Genomic DNA, 15,965 nt, shown 5'->3' with positions numbered 1-15,965 from the left:
CCGCGCGGGGTCAGGCCTGCTGTTCCAGTCCCGTGCAGGCCGCCCGCAGAATGCGGGCGTAGGATTCCTGCTCCGGCTCGATCCGGTAGATCGGGCCGCCCACCGAAATGGCGTAATGTTCCCCGGACAGCGTGACCGGCCACGCGATGGCGCCCACGTCCGGGATGGATTCCCCGCTGTTCATGAACCAGCCCCGCTGGCGCGAGGCCTCGATGTCGGCCAGCAAGGCGTCGCGGGTGACCAGGGTGCGCTCGTTGTAGCGCGTCATGGCCATGCCCGACAGCAGCGCATCCCGCGCCGGCGCGTCCAACAAAGACAAAAGCGCTTTTCCCAGCGAATTTGCGTGAACGTCTTTGAACTCGCCGGCAACCGGCGCATAACGGATCGTATGCGGCGAATCCAGCACATCCAGGTAGACGACCCGACCATCCGACGCCAGCTTGGCGAACACGATGGTTTCGCGGGTGGCGTCGCGTAATTCGGTCAGGCTGGGATACACCCGGTCGAGCACCGGATCGGCCCGCGCGATGCGCTGGGCCATGGCCAGCAGCCGCCCCGTGGGGTAATAGCCCTGGCGCCGTCCGGTTTCATACAAATAGCCCAGGCCGGTCAGCGTGCGGATCAGGGCCAGGCAGCTTGAAACGGGCACATCCAGCAAACGGGCCAGTTCCGACAAGGGCAGCGCGCGTTTTTCGCGGGCGTAGGTTTCGATGATTTCGATAACTCGCAACGCCGTCTTGACACTCATTGCCCGATCCAGACCCTTAGCACGTGAACCATCTGTTTGCCCGGGGCTAAAGTTCCCTCTGGCGGTGTCGTTATGGTAACTGAGAATTTCCTGAAAACAGCGCGTTCCTCCGAGACGCCCCTCGCCGTTGGAGTGATCATGGCCGTAACCCCGTTAGCCCCCGCAGCGTTCGCGTCGTTACCGGTTTCGACCGTAATTGCCGCCCCCGATCCGTCAGCAACCGCCACCCCAGCCCCCGCCGCCACCAACAGCGGCGCCTCCGACAGCGCGACGTCGGACCAGTCCAACGCGCAGAAGCTGCCGCTGGACAAGGCGCTGGACGAAATCAACGAACAAATGAAGGCCTGGTCCACCCAGCTTCAGTTCGAAATCGATCCCAACGTGCACCAGGTCGTGGTGTCGGTGGTCGATGCGGAATCAGGCGACGTAATTCGCACCATCCCCAGCGAAGCGGTGCTCAAAATCGCCAAAATGATCGTCAACATGCAAGGCAATGGCATCAAGACGAGTGCCTGACGCACAAATTAAAACGGTGTTTTGGTCACGTTCGGTGCGAATCCGGCACTGAAGCGCCGAATTAGGCATGCCTTATGCCCTTACCCGGCCGATCGCCGGCTCCGAGTTTTTGACAGAATCGCATTGCTAGGAAGGATTTCACATGGCTTCTATTACCAATCTCGGCTCGACCACCGGACTCCCGCTGGAAGACATCCTCACGAAGCTTCAGGCGGCAGAGGACAAGAAGCTGAGCCTGTACACCAATCGCCAGGCCAGCTACGAGGCCCGGGTGAGCGCCTATGGGCAGATCCAAAGCGGAGTAGAAGCCCTTCAAAAGGCGGCTGCTGCGCTGGGAAAGTCCTCGACGCTGGACGCGGTGAAAGCAAACGTGGTCGGTGACGGATTGACTGCCACCATCGGCGAGAATGGCGCAACGATGGGCGAGTATGCCATCAAGGTGAAGAGCCTGGCAGCTGCGCAGACCCTTCAGTCGGGCAACGTAGGAAGCCGCACCGCCTCTAACGGCACCGCCGGCTCGTTTGAAATCGAGCTGACCAACGGCGACAAGCGCACCATTGAACTGAACGGCGACACCTCGCTGAACGGCATCGCCCGAGCCATCAACAGCGACGACAAGGCAGGCGTGCGCGCCACGATCATCACCAATGAAAGCGGCAGCTACCTGATGCTTAGCGCCAAGGACACGGGCGTGCAGGCATCTGTCAAGTCCATCACGGTGACAGGCGACCAGAAGCTGAAGGACATTCTGAGCTACAACTCCGGGGCGACAACGGAGATGGCTCTGCAAACTCCGGCAGCGGATTCGGAAATCGAGATCAACGGCATTACCGTCAAGAGCGGCAGCAACAATATTTCGACCGCCATCGACGGCATCACGCTGAACCTCACCGCCCTCACCGGCACCGACACCGCGAGCGGGCAAGACAAAGTGGTCACGCTCAAGCTGCAAAGCGACACCAGTGTCGCAACCAAGGCTGTCCAGGATTTCGTCAATGCCTACAACTCCCTGCAAAGCACAATCACGAAGTTGACGGCTTTCGATGCAGCAGCCGCCACTAATCAAGCCCTGACGGGTGACAGCACGACGCGGGGCATCCAGTCTTCCATGTCCGGCGCCTTGCAAGTCGTCACGTCCGAGGGCTCGCTGCGGTCGCTTGCCGATCTCGGCATTACGCTGGATCCCAAGACCGGCCAGTTGAAGTTGGATCAAAAGGAATTGGACAAGGCTTTGACCGCTAATCCCGCCGACGTCAAGCGCATCTTGATGTCGACCGACGGTCTCGCCGCCAAGTTCGACATCGCAACAAAGGCAGCCCTGGGCAGCAACGGTTCCATCAAGCTCAGCCAGGACGGCCTGAACGAATCCATCAAGGACGTCAAGGACCAGCTCACCCGCGCCAAGGCCTCCAGCACGGCATCCATGGATGCCATGCGCGCCCAGTTCATCGCGTTGGACAAGTTCGTGTCGCAGCAGACAGTCACGGCCAACTACCTGACCCAGCAGTTTGCCGCCCTGTCCAAATCCAAGTAATTTATAGAAGATGCGTTAATGACCTACGCCGCCCGCCGTCCTACCGGCTCCCACTCCGTGCGCTCCTACGCCGATATTGGCCTGGAAACGCAGGTTCTGGGCGCGAGCCCGGAAAAGTTGATTTCGCTGCTGTATATGGGGGCCCGGGCGGCGATCGGGCAAGCCCGCCTCCACCTGCAGGAAGGAAGGGCGATAGAGCGCGGCGCCGCTATCTCGAAGGCGATCAAGATTGTCGATGAAGGCCTGAAGACCGGACTGAATATGGCGGCCGGCGGCGAAATCGCAGTGAATCTCGCCCGTCTGTATGACTACATAGTCCGTACGCTGCTGATAGCAAACCTGCGAGCGGACGTGGAAGCGCTCGAAACGGCAGACCGCCTACTGGCGGATCTGGCCGACGCTTGGCAGATATCCATGGATCGCTCCGTCGGCAGCATGCAGCCTTGAAGGCATGACATACGCATAGCCCAGCCATCGAATGCCCGAGATTTCCATGACGTCCATTACTCAGTACACCTCTCCTATCCTGGAGCACTACCAGGAGATCGCTCTCATCACGAGAGAAATGCTAGCGGCCGCCCAGGTGGGCGACTGGGACGGGGCAATGGTTCATGGCCAGCAGTACTGTGAACGGGTGGAACGCTTGCGCCAAGTGGAATACACCAAACCGCTGGATGAAGCCAGCCGCACAATCAAGTACGACCTCCTTGTGCGCATTCTTGAAAACGATGCCATGACGCGCGATCTGGCGCTGCCCCAATTGGCGCGGCTGGGCGAACTGCTGGGACGCATGAAGCGCCAGCAGACCTTGCTGTCGGCTTACGGCAACCAGGCGCCTGACGAATGAGCATCGGTCCCGCCGCGCTTGGCAACGTCCTGGTGCAGCGGTTGGACGCCGTGCTTGGCACGACGATGTCCGCCGCGAACGCAAACCAGGTTTCAGGGGCCCGACCCGACGCCGTCAGCCAGCCCGGCAGCCCCGAGAAAGCCGGGCAGTCTGACGGCTCCGCCCGCGATCCCCGGCAAGGAATACAGACTGGCGGCGCCCGAGGCGACCGCCAGAATACCGTTGTCGACCCCAAAACCGCTGCCGCGCTGGCGCTGGCCGCCCGTGGCCTGGTCACGAGCAGCGACACCACCGCGTCGGCCCCGACCACGCTGGGCACGACCGCCCGGACCATTCTGTCGCTGCTGGCGCAGTATCCCGAATCCGCGCCGCCCGTGCAGGGTCGCGCGCCGCTCTGGAGCGCCGATGCTCAGGGCGGACAGCAGGCAGGACAATCCGGCGGGGCGACGCCAGGCCAGCCGGCCGCGGCGCAACCCGGCCAGCCGGGCCAGCCCGCGCCCTCCGCCACGGCGCAGCCTGCGAACACGACCGCCACGCCCGGCGCCGCCCTCTCCACCACCGCCACGGCCTTGCCCGCAGGCGCCGACGCCGCAGCCGCCAAGCCGGCCGCGCACCCGGCAGGCCAGGCCGCCGGCGCCAAAGGCCCCGAAGCTGCGGCGCACGCGTCGCTTGCCGCGGGCGGCCCGTCCGCGCGCGCATTGGGACAGGCCCTGCGGACGGCGCTGCAGACCAGCGGCCTTTTCTACGAATCGCACCTGACTGACATGGTCTTCGGCCGGACGAATCCGTCGACCCTCCAGAATGAACCGCAGGCCCGGCTGACCCGCGACACCGCCGCGCATGCGAATACGCAGGCTCGCGGCCGAGCCGATTCCTCGACCGCGGGCAGGACGGGCGCCGACGCGTCCGGTTCCTCGACGACCACCGGTTCGTCCGGTTCGTCCACGCCCGGCGCCCCGATCAGCGGCATCCACCAGGACCTGACCGTCCTGGTCCGCCAGCAGCTCGACGTTTTGGCGAACCAGACGCTGAACTGGCAAGGCGAAGCCTGGCCCGGCACGCCGATGGAATGGGAGGTCGAGCGCGACCCGTACGGCGCGGACCGCGAATCGGCGATGCCCACCTGGGCCACCCGCGTAAAGCTCGATCTGCCGCGCCTGGGCCTGGTCGACGCCCGGCTCAACCTGGCCGGAGATCAGATCGTGCTGCAGCTGATCGCCCCGCACAGCGCGACCGAGATCAATGACTCGTCGGACATGCTGCGCTCGCGCCTGCTGGCCGCGGGCCTTACCCTGAGCAATCTGACGGTGAGCGTGGTGGAACCGCGCCCTGTCATCCCGACCGATTTCTGATGAGCACCATCCCCTCCCCCGCGGACACCGGCCCCAACGCCAACCGCAACGCGGCGGTCGCCATTTCCTATGACGAAAAGGACGGCGCGCCGCGCGTCGTCGCCAAGGGCTATGGACAGCTGGCGGACACCATCGTCCGCGCCGCCGAGGAAAACGGGCTGTACGTGCACGAATCGCGCGAACTGGTCGGCTTGCTCATGCAAGTGGACCTGGACGCACATATTCCACCCCAACTCTACGTGGCGGTGGCAGAATTGCTCGCCTGGCTCTACCGCCTGGAATCGCGCGAAATCCCCCAAACCGCGCAGCCCGAAATCTCTACCTGAGGACTACCAACGTGTTGGACGCCAGCGACCCGGAATTCCTGCTTACCCGGCCGGAAGACATGCGCTCAGCCCTGTTTGAACTGACGCATCCCGACAGCCACATCCTGGTGCGCGACGCCGCGGATCGCGAGATCGCCGTGCTGATCCTGGGCGCGGACAAGCAGACGCGCCAGTTTTTCTGGCGCCCGCGCGACTATGACGGCGCAGACTTCGAGCAGTCCGACAGCATGGGGCTGCTCAGCGGCACGACCTTCCATTTCAATGCCACCGCCTATGGCGGCGTGCAGATCCGTTTTCGCGTGGAGCGCCCGGACGTCATCCATTTCGATGACGGCAGCGCGGCCTTGATGTCGCCCTTTCCCGACCGCCTGGCCCGCATCCAGCGCCGCAAGATGTTCCGCGCGTCGATGATTTCCAGCGCCAGCCGCTGCTTTGCCACATGGCAACCCGCGCCGGCTGACAAGCCGGTCAGCTTCACCGTGCGCGACATTTCCGTGGACGGCGCGGGACTGCGTGTCGGCCTGCCGGTACAGGACCTGCCGGAGCGCGGCACCGTGCTGGAAGATGTGGAACTGGACTTCGGCGAGCTCGGCAAGCTGCGCGCGGACCTGGAAGTGCGCAATGTGTACCCGGTGTCGGGCCAGCCGATGGGCGCGGCGGAAGCCACCGAAGGCGAAGCGCCCAAGCACGTGTCGTTGACCGGCGAACCGCCCGTCAGCCACGTGGGCGCGCTGTTCACGAACCTGAACGCCCGCCAGGAGAACTGGCTGCAGCAGGTGGTGTGGCGCCTGGAGAAAGGCGCGCAGCGCAACTGAAAACGACAAAGGGCCTTCCCGCGGGAAGGCCCTGACGCTTGCGTCCCGACGCCTCAGACGGCCATCGAGGAGATTTCCTTGTAGGCCGCAACCAGCTTGTTGCGGACCTGGACCGCCGTGGAGAAGCCAAGGCTGGCCTTCTGCAGGTCGATCATCACGTCATTCAATGAAATGTCCGGCGCACCGAGCTCGAAAGCCTTGGCTTGCGCCGTGGCGGCGTTCTGCGCGGACGTCACGCGACGGATGGAGCGCTGCAGTTCCGCGGCAAAGCCGTCAGGCTGGCCCACGACTTCGCCCGAGGCCAAGTTGCCGGTTTCCGCCTTGCTCACGACCGTGCGCATCTGCTGGAGCATGCCTTCGATGCCGGACAAGCCTGATACAGCCATTACCTGATTCCTTGCTGGTGAGGGATTACGCCAAAGTGCACACGCAGCGTAACGCCGATCAGGCCGGTCCATAGCCGATAAGAACCGCCAAAAAACCCGACATTTCGGGCAATGCCGCCGCGCCTGTCCACCGATGCGACCCCGCTTTGCGCCTTGTCATCGACATAGGGGATAAGTAACGCCAAAAAACGGCTGTTTTCATCGATTGGGATTGCCGTCTCAGGGGCAATAATCCACGCTCTCCCCAGACCAGAAGCACGTTGCATGTGTAATCGGCCCTACCCAGACATGAAGTCATTTTCCTTGCTCCGCGAAGCCAGCGGGAGCCGTCAATGAATCAGCAGGCTACCCTGAGCTCGTCGCTTCTGGCCAAGTTCCCCGTGCTGGAACGGGTCCGGGCGCTTCCCAAGCCCGTTCTGCTCGGCGCCGCAGCAGCCCTGGTGGCGGTCATCGTCGCCGTGGCCATGTGGAGCAGCGAACCGAAATACAAGGTCCTGTTCTCGAACCTGGACGATCGCGATGGCGGCGCCATTGTGACGGCCCTGGGCACGATGAACGTGCCCTACCGTTACAACGAGAACGGCACCGCCCTGCTCGTTCCCGCCGACCGCGTCTACGACGCCCGGCTGCAACTGGCATCGCAAGGCCTGCCCCGCGGCGGCTCCGTCGGCTTCGAGCTGATGGACAACGCCCGCTTCGGCGCCAGCCAGTTCGCCGAACAGATCAACTACCAGCGCGGACTGGAAGGCGAACTGGCACGGTCGATCGAAGCCATGAACACCGTGCAGCATGCACGTGTGCACCTGGCCATGCCGCGCCAGTCGCTGTTCGTGCGTGAGCGCCAGGCGCCCACCGCGTCGGTGCTGCTTAACCTGTATCCCGGCCGCAGCCTCAGCGACGCCCAGGTTTCGGCGATTTCCTGGCTGGTGGCTTCCAGCGTGCCGGAACTGACCGCTGAAAGCGTGTCCATCGTCGACCAGAATGGCCGCCTGCTGTCCGCCCCGCTGGGCGAAGGCCGCGGCATGGACGCCGACCAGCTGCGCTTCGTGCGCGAAATGGAACAGCGCACCGTCGAGCGCATCCTCACCATCCTGAATCCCCTGGTCGGCCCCGGCAACGTGCACGCGCAGGCCAGCGCCGACATCGATTTCTCGCGCCGCGAAGAAACGTCCGAGGTCTACCGTCCCAACCAGGAACCGGGCCAGGCCGCCGTGCGCAGCCAGCAGACCAGCGATTCCACCCAGCGTGGCGTGGGCCCGGCCCAAGGCGTGCCCGGCGCGCTGTCGAACCAGGCCCCCAACAACGCGCAGGCGCCGATCGCCAATCCGCCGCAGCCCCAGCCGCCCCGCCCCGGCCAGCCCCAGCAGCCGGCCAACGCGCAGCAACAGCAGCAGCAACAGCAGGCGGGCACCCAAACCCCGGCCACGAACCTGAACGAACGCCGCGACGCGACCACGAACTACGAAGTGGACCGCACGATCAGCCACATCAAGCAGCCGGTGGGCAATCTCAAGCGCATGTCGGTGGCGGTCGTCGTGAACTACGTCCGCGACAAGGACGGCGAACTGCAGGCCCTGCCGCCGGAAGAACTGAGCAAGCTCACCAACCTGGTTCGCGAAGCCATGGGCTATTCCGAAGCGCGCGGCGACTCGCTGAACCTGGTGAACAGCCAGTTCAACGATGGCCCCCCGCCGGTGCCGATGTGGCGTGATCCGGAAATGATCTCGCTGTTCAAGACGATCCTGGCGTGGCTGGTGGGCGGCGTGCTGGCCCTGTGGCTGTACCGCAAGCTGCGCCGCAGCGTCACCGAATACCTGTACCCGGCGGTCGACCCCGAAGTGGCCGAAGCCGAGCGCGCAGAAGCCGCGCGCGAGGCCCAGGATCTGGCCCGCGCCAAGGAAACGGACCGCTACCAGGACAACCTGGAGCGCGCCCGCACCATGGCCAACAAGGATCCGCGCGCTGTCGCAATGGTCCTGCGCACCTGGATGAACAAAGATGAAAAATGATTCCCAACCCATGGACGGCATGACGCGCAGCGCCGTCCTCATGATGTCGCTGGGCGAAGACGCCGCGGCCGAGGTCTTCAAGTACCTCAGCGCGCGTGAAGTCCAGCAGGTCGGCGGCGCGATGGCCAGCCTGAAGCAGGTCACGCGCAACGACGTCGCCGTCGTGCTGGAAGAGTTCCGCCAGGAAGCCGATCAGTTCATGGCCGTGACGCTGGGCTCGGACGACTACATCCGCACCGTGCTGACCAAGGCGCTGGGCAGCGACCGCGCTGCCGGCCTGATAGAGGACATCCTGGAAGCCGGCGACGGCGGCAGCGGCATCGACGCGCTGAACTGGCTGGATCCGAACACCGTGGCCGAACTGATCGGCGACGAACACCCGCAGATCATCGCGACCATCCTGGTGCACCTGGAGCGCGACCGCGCGGCGGGCGTGCTGGCGCTGTTGACCGACCGCCTGCGCAACGACGTGATGCTGCGCATCGCCACCTTCGGCGGCGTGCAGCCCGCGGCGCTGTCGGAACTGACCGAAGTGCTGAATTCCGTGCTGGCCGGCCAGGGCGCCAAGCGCAGCAAGATGGGCGGCGTGCGCACCGCGGCCGAGATCCTGAACATGATGAATTCGACCCAGGAAGAAACCGTGGTCGCCAGCCTGCGCGAACGCGACAACGACCTGGCGCAGAAGATCATCGACGAGATGTTCGTCTTCGACAACCTGCTCGACGTCGAGGATCGCGCCATTCAGCTCATCCTCAAGGAAATCGACAACGACACGCTCATGGTCGCGCTCAAGGGCGCCCAGGAAGAGCTGCGCGCCAAGTTCCTGCGCAACATGTCCAGCCGTGCGGCCGAAATGCTGCGCGAAGACCTGGAAGCGCAGGGCCCGATCCGCATGTCGAAGGTCGAGACCGAACAGAAGAAGATTCTCCAGATCGCCCGCCGCCTGGCCGAAAGCGGCCAGATCGTGCTGGGCAATTCCGGAGACGACGCGTATGTCTGAAGCGGACCACGGCGCGACGACGCTCATCTCGCGCAGCGCCGCCTGGCGGCGCTGGCAGATGCTGTCGTTCGACGAGCCGGCGCCCGTCGAAGTCGAGCCCGAGCCCGAACCCGATCCGGGCCCCGATCCCGCCGTGGTGATGGCGCAGCTGCGCGCCGAGGCGATCGCAAAAGGCCACAAGGAAGGATTGGCGCGCGGCCGTGCTGAAGGCCTCGAGGCCGGCCAACAATCCGGGTACGAAGCCGGACTGGCCGCCGGCCGCGAAGCCGGTTTTGCCGAAGGCCTGGCCCAGGGCCGCGAACAGGGCGCCGCGGAAGCCCAGCGCCTGCACGCCCTGGTGGAAGCCTGCGCCGTCTCGATCGGCTCGCTGGAAGAAAAGATGGGCCAGAGTCTGCTGACCCTGGCCCTGGACATTGCGCAGCAAGTCGTGCGCACCACCCTGTCCGAACAGCCTGAATCGGTCGTCAACGCGGTGCGCGATGTGCTGCACATCAACCCGACCGCCGGCGGCCAGATGCGTCTGTGGGCGAATCCGGACGACATCGAGCTCATCCGCCTGCACCTGGCCGACGAACTGAAGGAAGGCCACTGGCGCGTCCTGGCCGATGAGTCCGTCGCGCGCGGCGGCTGCCGCGCCGAGACGCCTTTCGGCGACATCGACGCCACCTTGCAGACCCGCTGGCGCCGTGTGGCCGCCTCGCTCGGCCGCAATGCATCCTGGGAGGAGCCGGTGTGAACGCCGCCGCCGCCCACCCGCAACCTGACCAAGCCGCGGCGTCCGCGCCGGCATCGCCCGCCGCTGCGCCGACCGCGCCCGTGCTGGACCGCTGGCAGACGCAGTTGCAGATCGGCTCGATCCGCGCCGCGTCCACCGATCCGTGGCTGGTCAGCGGCAAGGTCACGCGCGCCACGGGCCTGGTGCTGCACGCGACCGGCCTGCGCCTGCCGGTGGGCGCCGCCGCCCGCATTGAAATCGCCCGCGGCCATGACCACTGGGCCGATGCCGAAGTCGTCGGTTTCGACGGCCACACGCTGTACCTGATGCCCCAGGCCGACATCTCCGGCCTGCCGCCCGGCGCGCGCGTCGTGCCCGGCGAACCGCCCGTGCAGCGCCAGATCCCGCTGCCGCGCAAGGCCGAACTGAACGGCAACGCCAAGCCCCAGCTGGGCCGCCACCTGCCGGTCGGCAACGCCCTGCTGGGCCGCGTGCTGGACGGCGCCGGCCGTCCGCTGGACGGACTTGGCCCGCTGACGGGCGCCGAACTCGCGCCGCTGTCCGCCCAACCCATCAACCCGCTGTCGCGCGCGCCCATCGATACGGTGCTGGACACCGGCGTGCGCGCCATCAACGGCCTGTTGACCGTCGGCCGCGGCCAGCGCATGGGCCTGTTCGCAGGCTCGGGCGTCGGCAAGAGCGTGCTGCTCGGCATGATGGCCCGCTACACCAAGGCCGACGTGATTGTCGTCGGCCTGATCGGCGAACGGGGCCGAGAAGTCAAGGAATTCATCGAACACAACCTGGGCCCCGAAGGCCTGGCGCGCTCGGTGGTGGTGGCTGCCCCCGCCGACGTGTCGGCGCTGCTGCGTTTGCAGGGCGCCGCCTACGCCACCCGCCTGGCCGAGCATTTCCGCGACCAGGGGCTGGACGTGCTGCTGATCATGGACTCGCTGACCCGCTACGCGATGGCTCAGCGCGAAATCGCGCTGGCCATCGGCGAACCGCCCGCGACCAAAGGCTATCCGCCGTCGGTGTTCGCCAAGCTGCCCACGCTGGTCGAGCGGGCCGGCATGGGCGCGCCCGGTCCGTCGGGCAAGGCCGGCTCCATCACGGCGTTCTACACCGTGCTGGCCGAAGGCGACGACCAGCAGGATCCCATCGCCGACTCGGCGCGCGCGATCCTGGACGGCCACGTCGTGCTGTCGCGCCACCTGGCCGAAGCGGGCCACTACCCCGCCATCGACATCGAAGCGTCGATCTCGCGCGCCATGACGTCGCTGATCACGCCGCAGCAGTTTTCGATCGTGCGCCGCTTCAAGCAAAGCCTGTCGCGTTACCAGCGCAACCGCGACCTTATCGCCGTCGGCGCCTACGCCGCCGGCAACGACCCGCAGCTGGATGACGCCATTGCGCGCTATCCGCGCCTGGAAGCCTTCCTGCAACAGGACATCGGCGAAAACGTCGGCTATGAAGACGCCGTCAACCAGCTGCGAGCCAGTTTCGAATCACGGGACACCTATGCCTAGCCAATTGCCCCTGGACATGCTGATCAACCTGGCCAAGGAAAGCACGGATGAAGCCGCGCGCCTCCTGGGCCGGCTTACGGCCGAACGCAGCAATGCGGAACGCCAGCTGTCCATGCTGCACGACTACCGCCAGGACTACCTTGAACGCCTGCAGCAGTCCATGACGAGCGGCATGGCGGCCAGCGACTGCCACAACTATCAGCGCTTCATCGGCACGCTGGACGACGCGATCGGCCAGCAGCAAGGCGTGCTCCGCCAGGCCGAAGAGAACCTGTCGAAGGGGCGCCTCTACTGGCAGCAGGAAAAACGCAAACTCAACTCCTACGACGCCCTGGCGCAGCGCGAACTGCGCGCCCAGGCGCTGGTGGAGTCCCGCCGCGAACAGCGCGCGAACGACGAATACTCCGCCCGCCTGGTCCAGCGCCAGGCCGGCGGCATGCATTAAGCAATACCTAACAGGAAGCCAAAGATGACCGCTCCCCTGCCCCTGCCCACGATCGCGCCCGTCGCACAGACGTCGATCGCCGATGCGCTCGGCGCCAAGTCCGCGCAGTCCGACAAGAAGGGTCCGTCCTTCTCGGACGTGCTGGCCCAGCAACGCCCTTCGCAGCAGAAGCCGAACCAGGCCGCCGACTCGCGTCCCGCCAACGGCGGCGCCAAGACCCCGTCCAAGGGCAATGACGCGGACAATTCGGCCAGCACCGCGGAAGGCGCGGCCGCCGGCGCGATCGATGACGCCGTGCAGACGGCCGCCCAGGCGGAAGCCGGCGCGCTGGCCGTCGCCGCCGCGCAGCAACCCGTAACGCCGGTCGTGCTGCCGCAGCAGGCGCTGGAAATCGCCGCCCAGGCCGCCGAACAGGTCCAGCTCGCCCGCGGCAACGCCGCCGCCGCAGCCACCGCAATGAGCAGCGGCGCAGCCGTGCTGACGGCCGCTCTGAATGCGACCGACACCGCCGCCCAGCTTCCGCAGATGCCGGTCGCCGCCACCGCCGAACAGGCCCAGGCCGCCCTTGCGCAGGCAACGCGCGACGCGCAGGCCGCATTGCCGGTGGTCACCGCCGCCGTCAAACCGGGCTCCGCGCCGGTCGCCGAAGCACCCGTCGACCCCAAGCTGGCCGCGAAGGCCGAAGCCCCACGCGCAGCGCCCGAACTGCCGCTGCCGCGTGTCGCGCGCGACGCGCGCCAGGCTGCCGAGCCTGCGCCCGCGCTGCCCGCCGAGGCAACCGCCGACGACGAGCAGGCCGCGCTCCTGGCCAGCCCGGCGCCGCAATTCCAGGCTCCGCAACACGGCGCGTCCGCACAGGACGCGCTGGCTCAGGCGCTTGCCGCCGCCACGCAGCGCCAGGCCGCGCCGGTGGCCAACCAGGCTGCGATCGCGCAGCCCGTGGTGCCGCTCGTGCTGCAGGTCGCCTCGCCCGTCGGCGCCACCCACTGGGGCACCGAACTCGGCCAGCAGATGGTCATGATGAGCAGCAACGCGCGCCATGGCGTGCAGACGGCCGAACTGCGGCTGGACCCGCCCGACCTGGGTCCGCTGCGCGTCAGCCTGAACCTGTCGGACGGCGTGGCCAGCGCCTCGTTCGTGTCCGCGCACGCATCGGTGCGGCAAGCCCTCGAAGTTGCGATCCCGCAGCTGCAGCAGGCGCTTGCCCAGGCCGGCATCTCGCTGGGACAGACTAGCGTGGGCGAACAGGCCGCGCAGCAGGAATTCGCGCAACAGAGCGGCAGCGGATCTCAACGCCAGCATGGCGGCGGGGCTTCCGGCGCGGACGGCGCGGCCGACCTGGCGCAGCCTGCCGTGGCGGTGGCGCGCAACCCCAGCGCGCTGGTCGACACGTTCGCGTAATGAGTGAGCGGCCCGGGTCCGGCAACGGATGCGGGCAGTGCAGCAATAGCTTGAGATACGCGGCTTTCGCCCTGTTTTTCGCCTCCAAGCGGCGGCGGGATTTCGGGCAGAATGCTTTCATCCACCAAGAATCCGTTTTCACCAGCGGCAAACACGCATCGATATCCAGATGGCGACTATCAAACCCATTCCCGCGCCAGCGCGGGGCGCGACAACCTCCGGCGGCATCGGCCGTATCCTTCGCCCGCTGCTGGCGATCCTGGTGCTGCTGATCGTTGCGGCAGCCAGTGCGGGCGCGACCTGGTTCATCACCCAGCGCTTGCAGCAACCGCAAGGCGGCGCACCGGTGCAGCTGGGCGTCGGCCAGGCGCCCGCCGGCCAGGCAGGTCAGGCGGGGCCGGCAGGGCAAGGTTCGCAATCCACGCCGACGACCTTCGTCGCGCCGTCCGCCACCCCCATCGCCGTGCCCGCGCCGATCTTCGTTCCGATCGAAGCCTTCACGGTCACGCTGCAGAACGCGGACACGGAACGCATCATGCACGTCGGCCTGACGCTGCGCGTGAGCGACGAACAGACCCGCACGCGCCTGGAAAAGTACATGCCCGAAGTGCGCAGCCGCATCCTGATGGTGCTGTCTTCGCAATCGCCCACCGGCGTTCAGACGCTGCAGGGCAAGAACGACATGGTTGCCGCCATCAAGCAGGCGGTCAATCGTCCCTTCTCGCCCATTCCTGACGGCCAGTATGTCACCGACGTGCTGTTCACGGCGTTCGTGGTGCAATAAGCATGGCCTACGAGGCATTTCTTTCGCAGGACGAAGTCGATGCGCTGCTCGCCGGCGTCACCGGCGAGAGCGATAGCGGTGGCAAGACAGAGTCCGATGTCACGAACGCGGGTGCGCGCGCCTATGACCTGAGCTCGCCCGAGCGGGTCGTTCGCCGCCGCATGCAGACGCTGGAGCTCATCAACGAGCGCTTTGCGCGCAACATGCGCAACGTGCTCCTGAACTTCATGCGCCGCAGCGCCGACATCACCGTTGGATCCATCAAGATCCAGAAGTACGCGGACTTCGAACGCAACCTGCCCGTGCCCAGCAATCTGAACATGATTCAGATGAAGCCGCTGCGCGGCACGGCGCTCTTCACGTATGACCCGAACCTGGTGTTCCTGGTCATCGACAGCCTGTTCGGCGGCGATGGCCGCTACCACACGCGGGTCGAAGGCCGGGACTTCACCACCACCGAACAGCGCATCATCCGGCGCCTGCTCAATCTGACCCTGGAAAGCTACGGCAAGTCCTGGGACCCCGTCTATCCGATCGAGTTCGAATACGTACGCTCGGAGATGCACACCAAGTTCGCCAGCATCACCGGCAACAATGAAGTGGTGGTCGTCACCTCGTTCCACATCGAATTCGGCGCGACCGGCGGCGACCTGAACATCTGCCTGCCCTACTCCATGATCGAGCCGGTGCGCGATCTCCTGACGCGTCCGCTGCAGGAGACCACGCTCGAAGAGGTCGACCAGCGCTGGTCGCAGCAGCTTTCCCGCCAGGTGCGCAGCGCCGACATCGACGTGGTCGCCGAATTTGCGCGCATCCCCTCGTCGATCCGCGAGCTGATGGGCCTGAAGGTCGGCGACGTCCTTCCGGTCGACGTGCCTGAAACCGTCATCGCCCACGTCGACGGCGTGCCGCTGATGGAATGCGGCTACGGCGTCTTCAACGGCCAATACGCCTTGCGCGTACAGAACCTGTTTACCCACGATACAGAACCCAACGAGGCCTCTGACCATGACTGACAAGAACGAGCCCGGCACTGGCTCGTCCCCGGCCGACGACTGGGCCGACGCGCTCGCCGAACAATCCCGCGCCAACCCGCCCACGCAAGCCGACGGTCTGAAGCCGCAGGACGACTGGGCCGCCGCGATGGCTGAACAGACCGCCGCCACGCCGCCCGCCGCGGCCGCCGCTCCGGCGCCGGCTCCGGCCGCTGCACCGGCCGCACCCGCCGCGCAATCGGCGTCGCAATCGGTATTCAAGCCGCTGGCTGGCACCGCCACCGGCGCGGGCACCGACATCGACCTGATCATGGACGTGCCCGTCCAGCTGACGGTTGAACTGGGCCGCACCCGCCTGACCATCAAGAACCTGCTGCAACTGGGCCAGGGTTCCGTGGTCGAGCTCGACGGCCTGGCCGGCGAACCGATGGATATCTTCGTCAACGGCTACCTGATCGCCCAGGGCGAAGTCGTGGTCGTCGAAGAAAAGTACGGCATCCGCCTGACCGACATCATCACCCCGTCCGAGCGGATCAACCGCTTGAACAATCGTCGTTGAAGCC

At 66.2% G+C, this 15,965-nt stretch carries 19 protein-coding genes; 16 read left to right on the top strand and 3 right to left on the bottom strand.

What is annotated here, in order from left to right; genetic code table 11:
• Positions 1-10: 10 nt before the first annotated feature.
• The gene (locus RT614_RS02325) at positions 11-748 is read right to left on the bottom strand and encodes an IclR family transcriptional regulator (RefSeq protein ID WP_313619991.1); all 738 of its coding nucleotides are present in this window, start codon (positions 746-748) and stop codon (positions 11-13) included.
• A gap of 138 nt (positions 749-886) precedes the next feature.
• On the opposite strand from RT614_RS02325, the gene RT614_RS02320 reads away from it, so the two are divergent.
• The 7 genes from RT614_RS02320 to RT614_RS02290 all read left to right on the top strand — a co-directional run bounded on the left by RT614_RS02320 (position 887) and on the right by RT614_RS02290 (position 6,138).
• Positions 887-1,264, top strand: a complete 378-nt coding sequence (locus RT614_RS02320) for a flagellar protein FlaG (protein ID WP_313619989.1) — start codon at positions 887-889, stop codon at positions 1,262-1,264.
• A gap of 142 nt (positions 1,265-1,406) precedes the next feature.
• Positions 1,407-2,798 (top strand): flagellar filament capping protein FliD, encoded by a 1,392-nt coding sequence (fliD, locus tag RT614_RS02315; protein WP_313619988.1) that lies wholly within the window; start codon positions 1,407-1,409, stop codon positions 2,796-2,798.
• An 18-nt stretch (positions 2,799-2,816) separates the two neighbouring features.
• Positions 2,817-3,245, top strand: coding sequence for a flagellar export chaperone FliS (gene fliS, locus RT614_RS02310; protein ID WP_313619987.1), 429 nt, complete (start codon positions 2,817-2,819; stop codon positions 3,243-3,245).
• A gap of 46 nt (positions 3,246-3,291) precedes the next feature.
• On the top strand, positions 3,292-3,645 hold the full coding sequence (locus tag RT614_RS02305; RefSeq protein WP_313619986.1) for a flagellar protein FliT: 354 nt from the start codon (positions 3,292-3,294) through the stop codon (positions 3,643-3,645).
• Positions 3,642-4,997 (top strand): flagellar hook-length control protein FliK, encoded by a 1,356-nt coding sequence (locus tag RT614_RS02300; protein ID WP_313619984.1) that lies wholly within the window; start codon positions 3,642-3,644, stop codon positions 4,995-4,997. The genes RT614_RS02305 and RT614_RS02300 overlap by 4 nt, the downstream gene beginning before the upstream one ends.
• Complete coding sequence (locus tag RT614_RS02295) at positions 4,997-5,323, top strand: EscU/YscU/HrcU family type III secretion system export apparatus switch protein (protein ID WP_313619983.1); 327 nt, start codon at positions 4,997-4,999, stop codon at positions 5,321-5,323. Before RT614_RS02300 ends, RT614_RS02295 begins: the two co-directional genes overlap by 1 nt.
• A 14-nt stretch (positions 5,324-5,337) precedes the next feature.
• Positions 5,338-6,138, top strand: a complete 801-nt coding sequence (locus RT614_RS02290; protein ID WP_313620643.1) for a flagellar brake protein — start codon at positions 5,338-5,340, stop codon at positions 6,136-6,138.
• 53 nt (positions 6,139-6,191) lie between these two features.
• Here RT614_RS02290 and fliE read toward each other — a convergent pair whose 3' ends face one another.
• Both fliE and RT614_RS02280 read right to left on the bottom strand, forming a co-directional pair.
• Complete coding sequence (gene fliE, locus RT614_RS02285) at positions 6,192-6,524, bottom strand: flagellar hook-basal body complex protein FliE (RefSeq protein ID WP_313619982.1); 333 nt, start codon at positions 6,522-6,524, stop codon at positions 6,192-6,194.
• The gene (locus RT614_RS02280) at positions 6,524-6,790 is read right to left on the bottom strand and encodes a hypothetical protein (RefSeq protein WP_313619980.1); all 267 of its coding nucleotides are present in this window, start codon (positions 6,788-6,790) and stop codon (positions 6,524-6,526) included. The genes fliE and RT614_RS02280 overlap by 1 nt, the downstream gene beginning before the upstream one ends.
• Positions 6,791-6,856: 66 nt before the next feature.
• Here RT614_RS02280 and fliF point away from each other — a divergent pair, with 66 nt between their 5' ends.
• The 9 genes from fliF to fliN all read left to right on the top strand — a co-directional run bounded on the left by fliF (position 6,857) and on the right by fliN (position 15,961).
• Positions 6,857-8,533 (top strand): flagellar basal-body MS-ring/collar protein FliF, encoded by a 1,677-nt coding sequence (fliF, locus tag RT614_RS02275; RefSeq protein ID WP_313619979.1) that lies wholly within the window; start codon positions 6,857-6,859, stop codon positions 8,531-8,533.
• Entirely contained in the window at positions 8,523-9,533 is a 1,011-nt protein-coding gene (gene fliG / locus RT614_RS02270; RefSeq protein ID WP_313619978.1) for a flagellar motor switch protein FliG, read from the top strand. Before fliF ends, fliG begins: the two co-directional genes overlap by 11 nt.
• Entirely contained in the window at positions 9,526-10,269 is a 744-nt protein-coding gene (gene fliH / locus RT614_RS02265; protein WP_313619977.1) for a flagellar assembly protein FliH, read from the top strand. The genes fliG and fliH overlap by 8 nt, the downstream gene beginning before the upstream one ends.
• Complete coding sequence (fliI, locus tag RT614_RS02260) at positions 10,266-11,777, top strand: flagellar protein export ATPase FliI (RefSeq protein ID WP_409558415.1); 1,512 nt, start codon at positions 10,266-10,268, stop codon at positions 11,775-11,777. The genes fliH and fliI overlap by 4 nt, the downstream gene beginning before the upstream one ends.
• On the top strand, positions 11,770-12,222 hold the full coding sequence (fliJ, locus tag RT614_RS02255) for a flagellar export protein FliJ (RefSeq protein WP_313619975.1): 453 nt from the start codon (positions 11,770-11,772) through the stop codon (positions 12,220-12,222). The genes fliI and fliJ overlap by 8 nt, the downstream gene beginning before the upstream one ends.
• A gap of 24 nt (positions 12,223-12,246) precedes the next feature.
• Complete coding sequence (locus RT614_RS02250; protein WP_313619973.1) at positions 12,247-13,623, top strand: flagellar hook-length control protein FliK; 1,377 nt, start codon at positions 12,247-12,249, stop codon at positions 13,621-13,623.
• A 169-nt stretch (positions 13,624-13,792) separates the two neighbouring features.
• Complete coding sequence (gene fliL / locus RT614_RS02245) at positions 13,793-14,407, top strand: flagellar basal body-associated protein FliL (RefSeq protein ID WP_313619972.1); 615 nt, start codon at positions 13,793-13,795, stop codon at positions 14,405-14,407.
• Positions 14,408-14,409: 2 nt separating this feature from the next.
• A complete protein-coding gene (gene fliM, locus RT614_RS02240) occupies positions 14,410-15,423 on the top strand; it encodes a flagellar motor switch protein FliM (RefSeq protein ID WP_313619970.1) in 1,014 nt (337 codons plus the stop codon).
• On the top strand, positions 15,416-15,961 hold the full coding sequence (gene fliN / locus RT614_RS02235; protein ID WP_313619969.1) for a flagellar motor switch protein FliN: 546 nt from the start codon (positions 15,416-15,418) through the stop codon (positions 15,959-15,961). The genes fliM and fliN overlap by 8 nt, the downstream gene beginning before the upstream one ends.
• Positions 15,962-15,965: the final 4 nt, after the last annotated feature.

It is taken from the genome of Achromobacter sp., from assembly GCF_032102605.1.
GTDB lineage: Bacteria > Pseudomonadota > Gammaproteobacteria > Burkholderiales > Burkholderiaceae_B > Achromobacter.
This window is presented reverse-complemented; position numbering and strand designations above follow the sequence as displayed.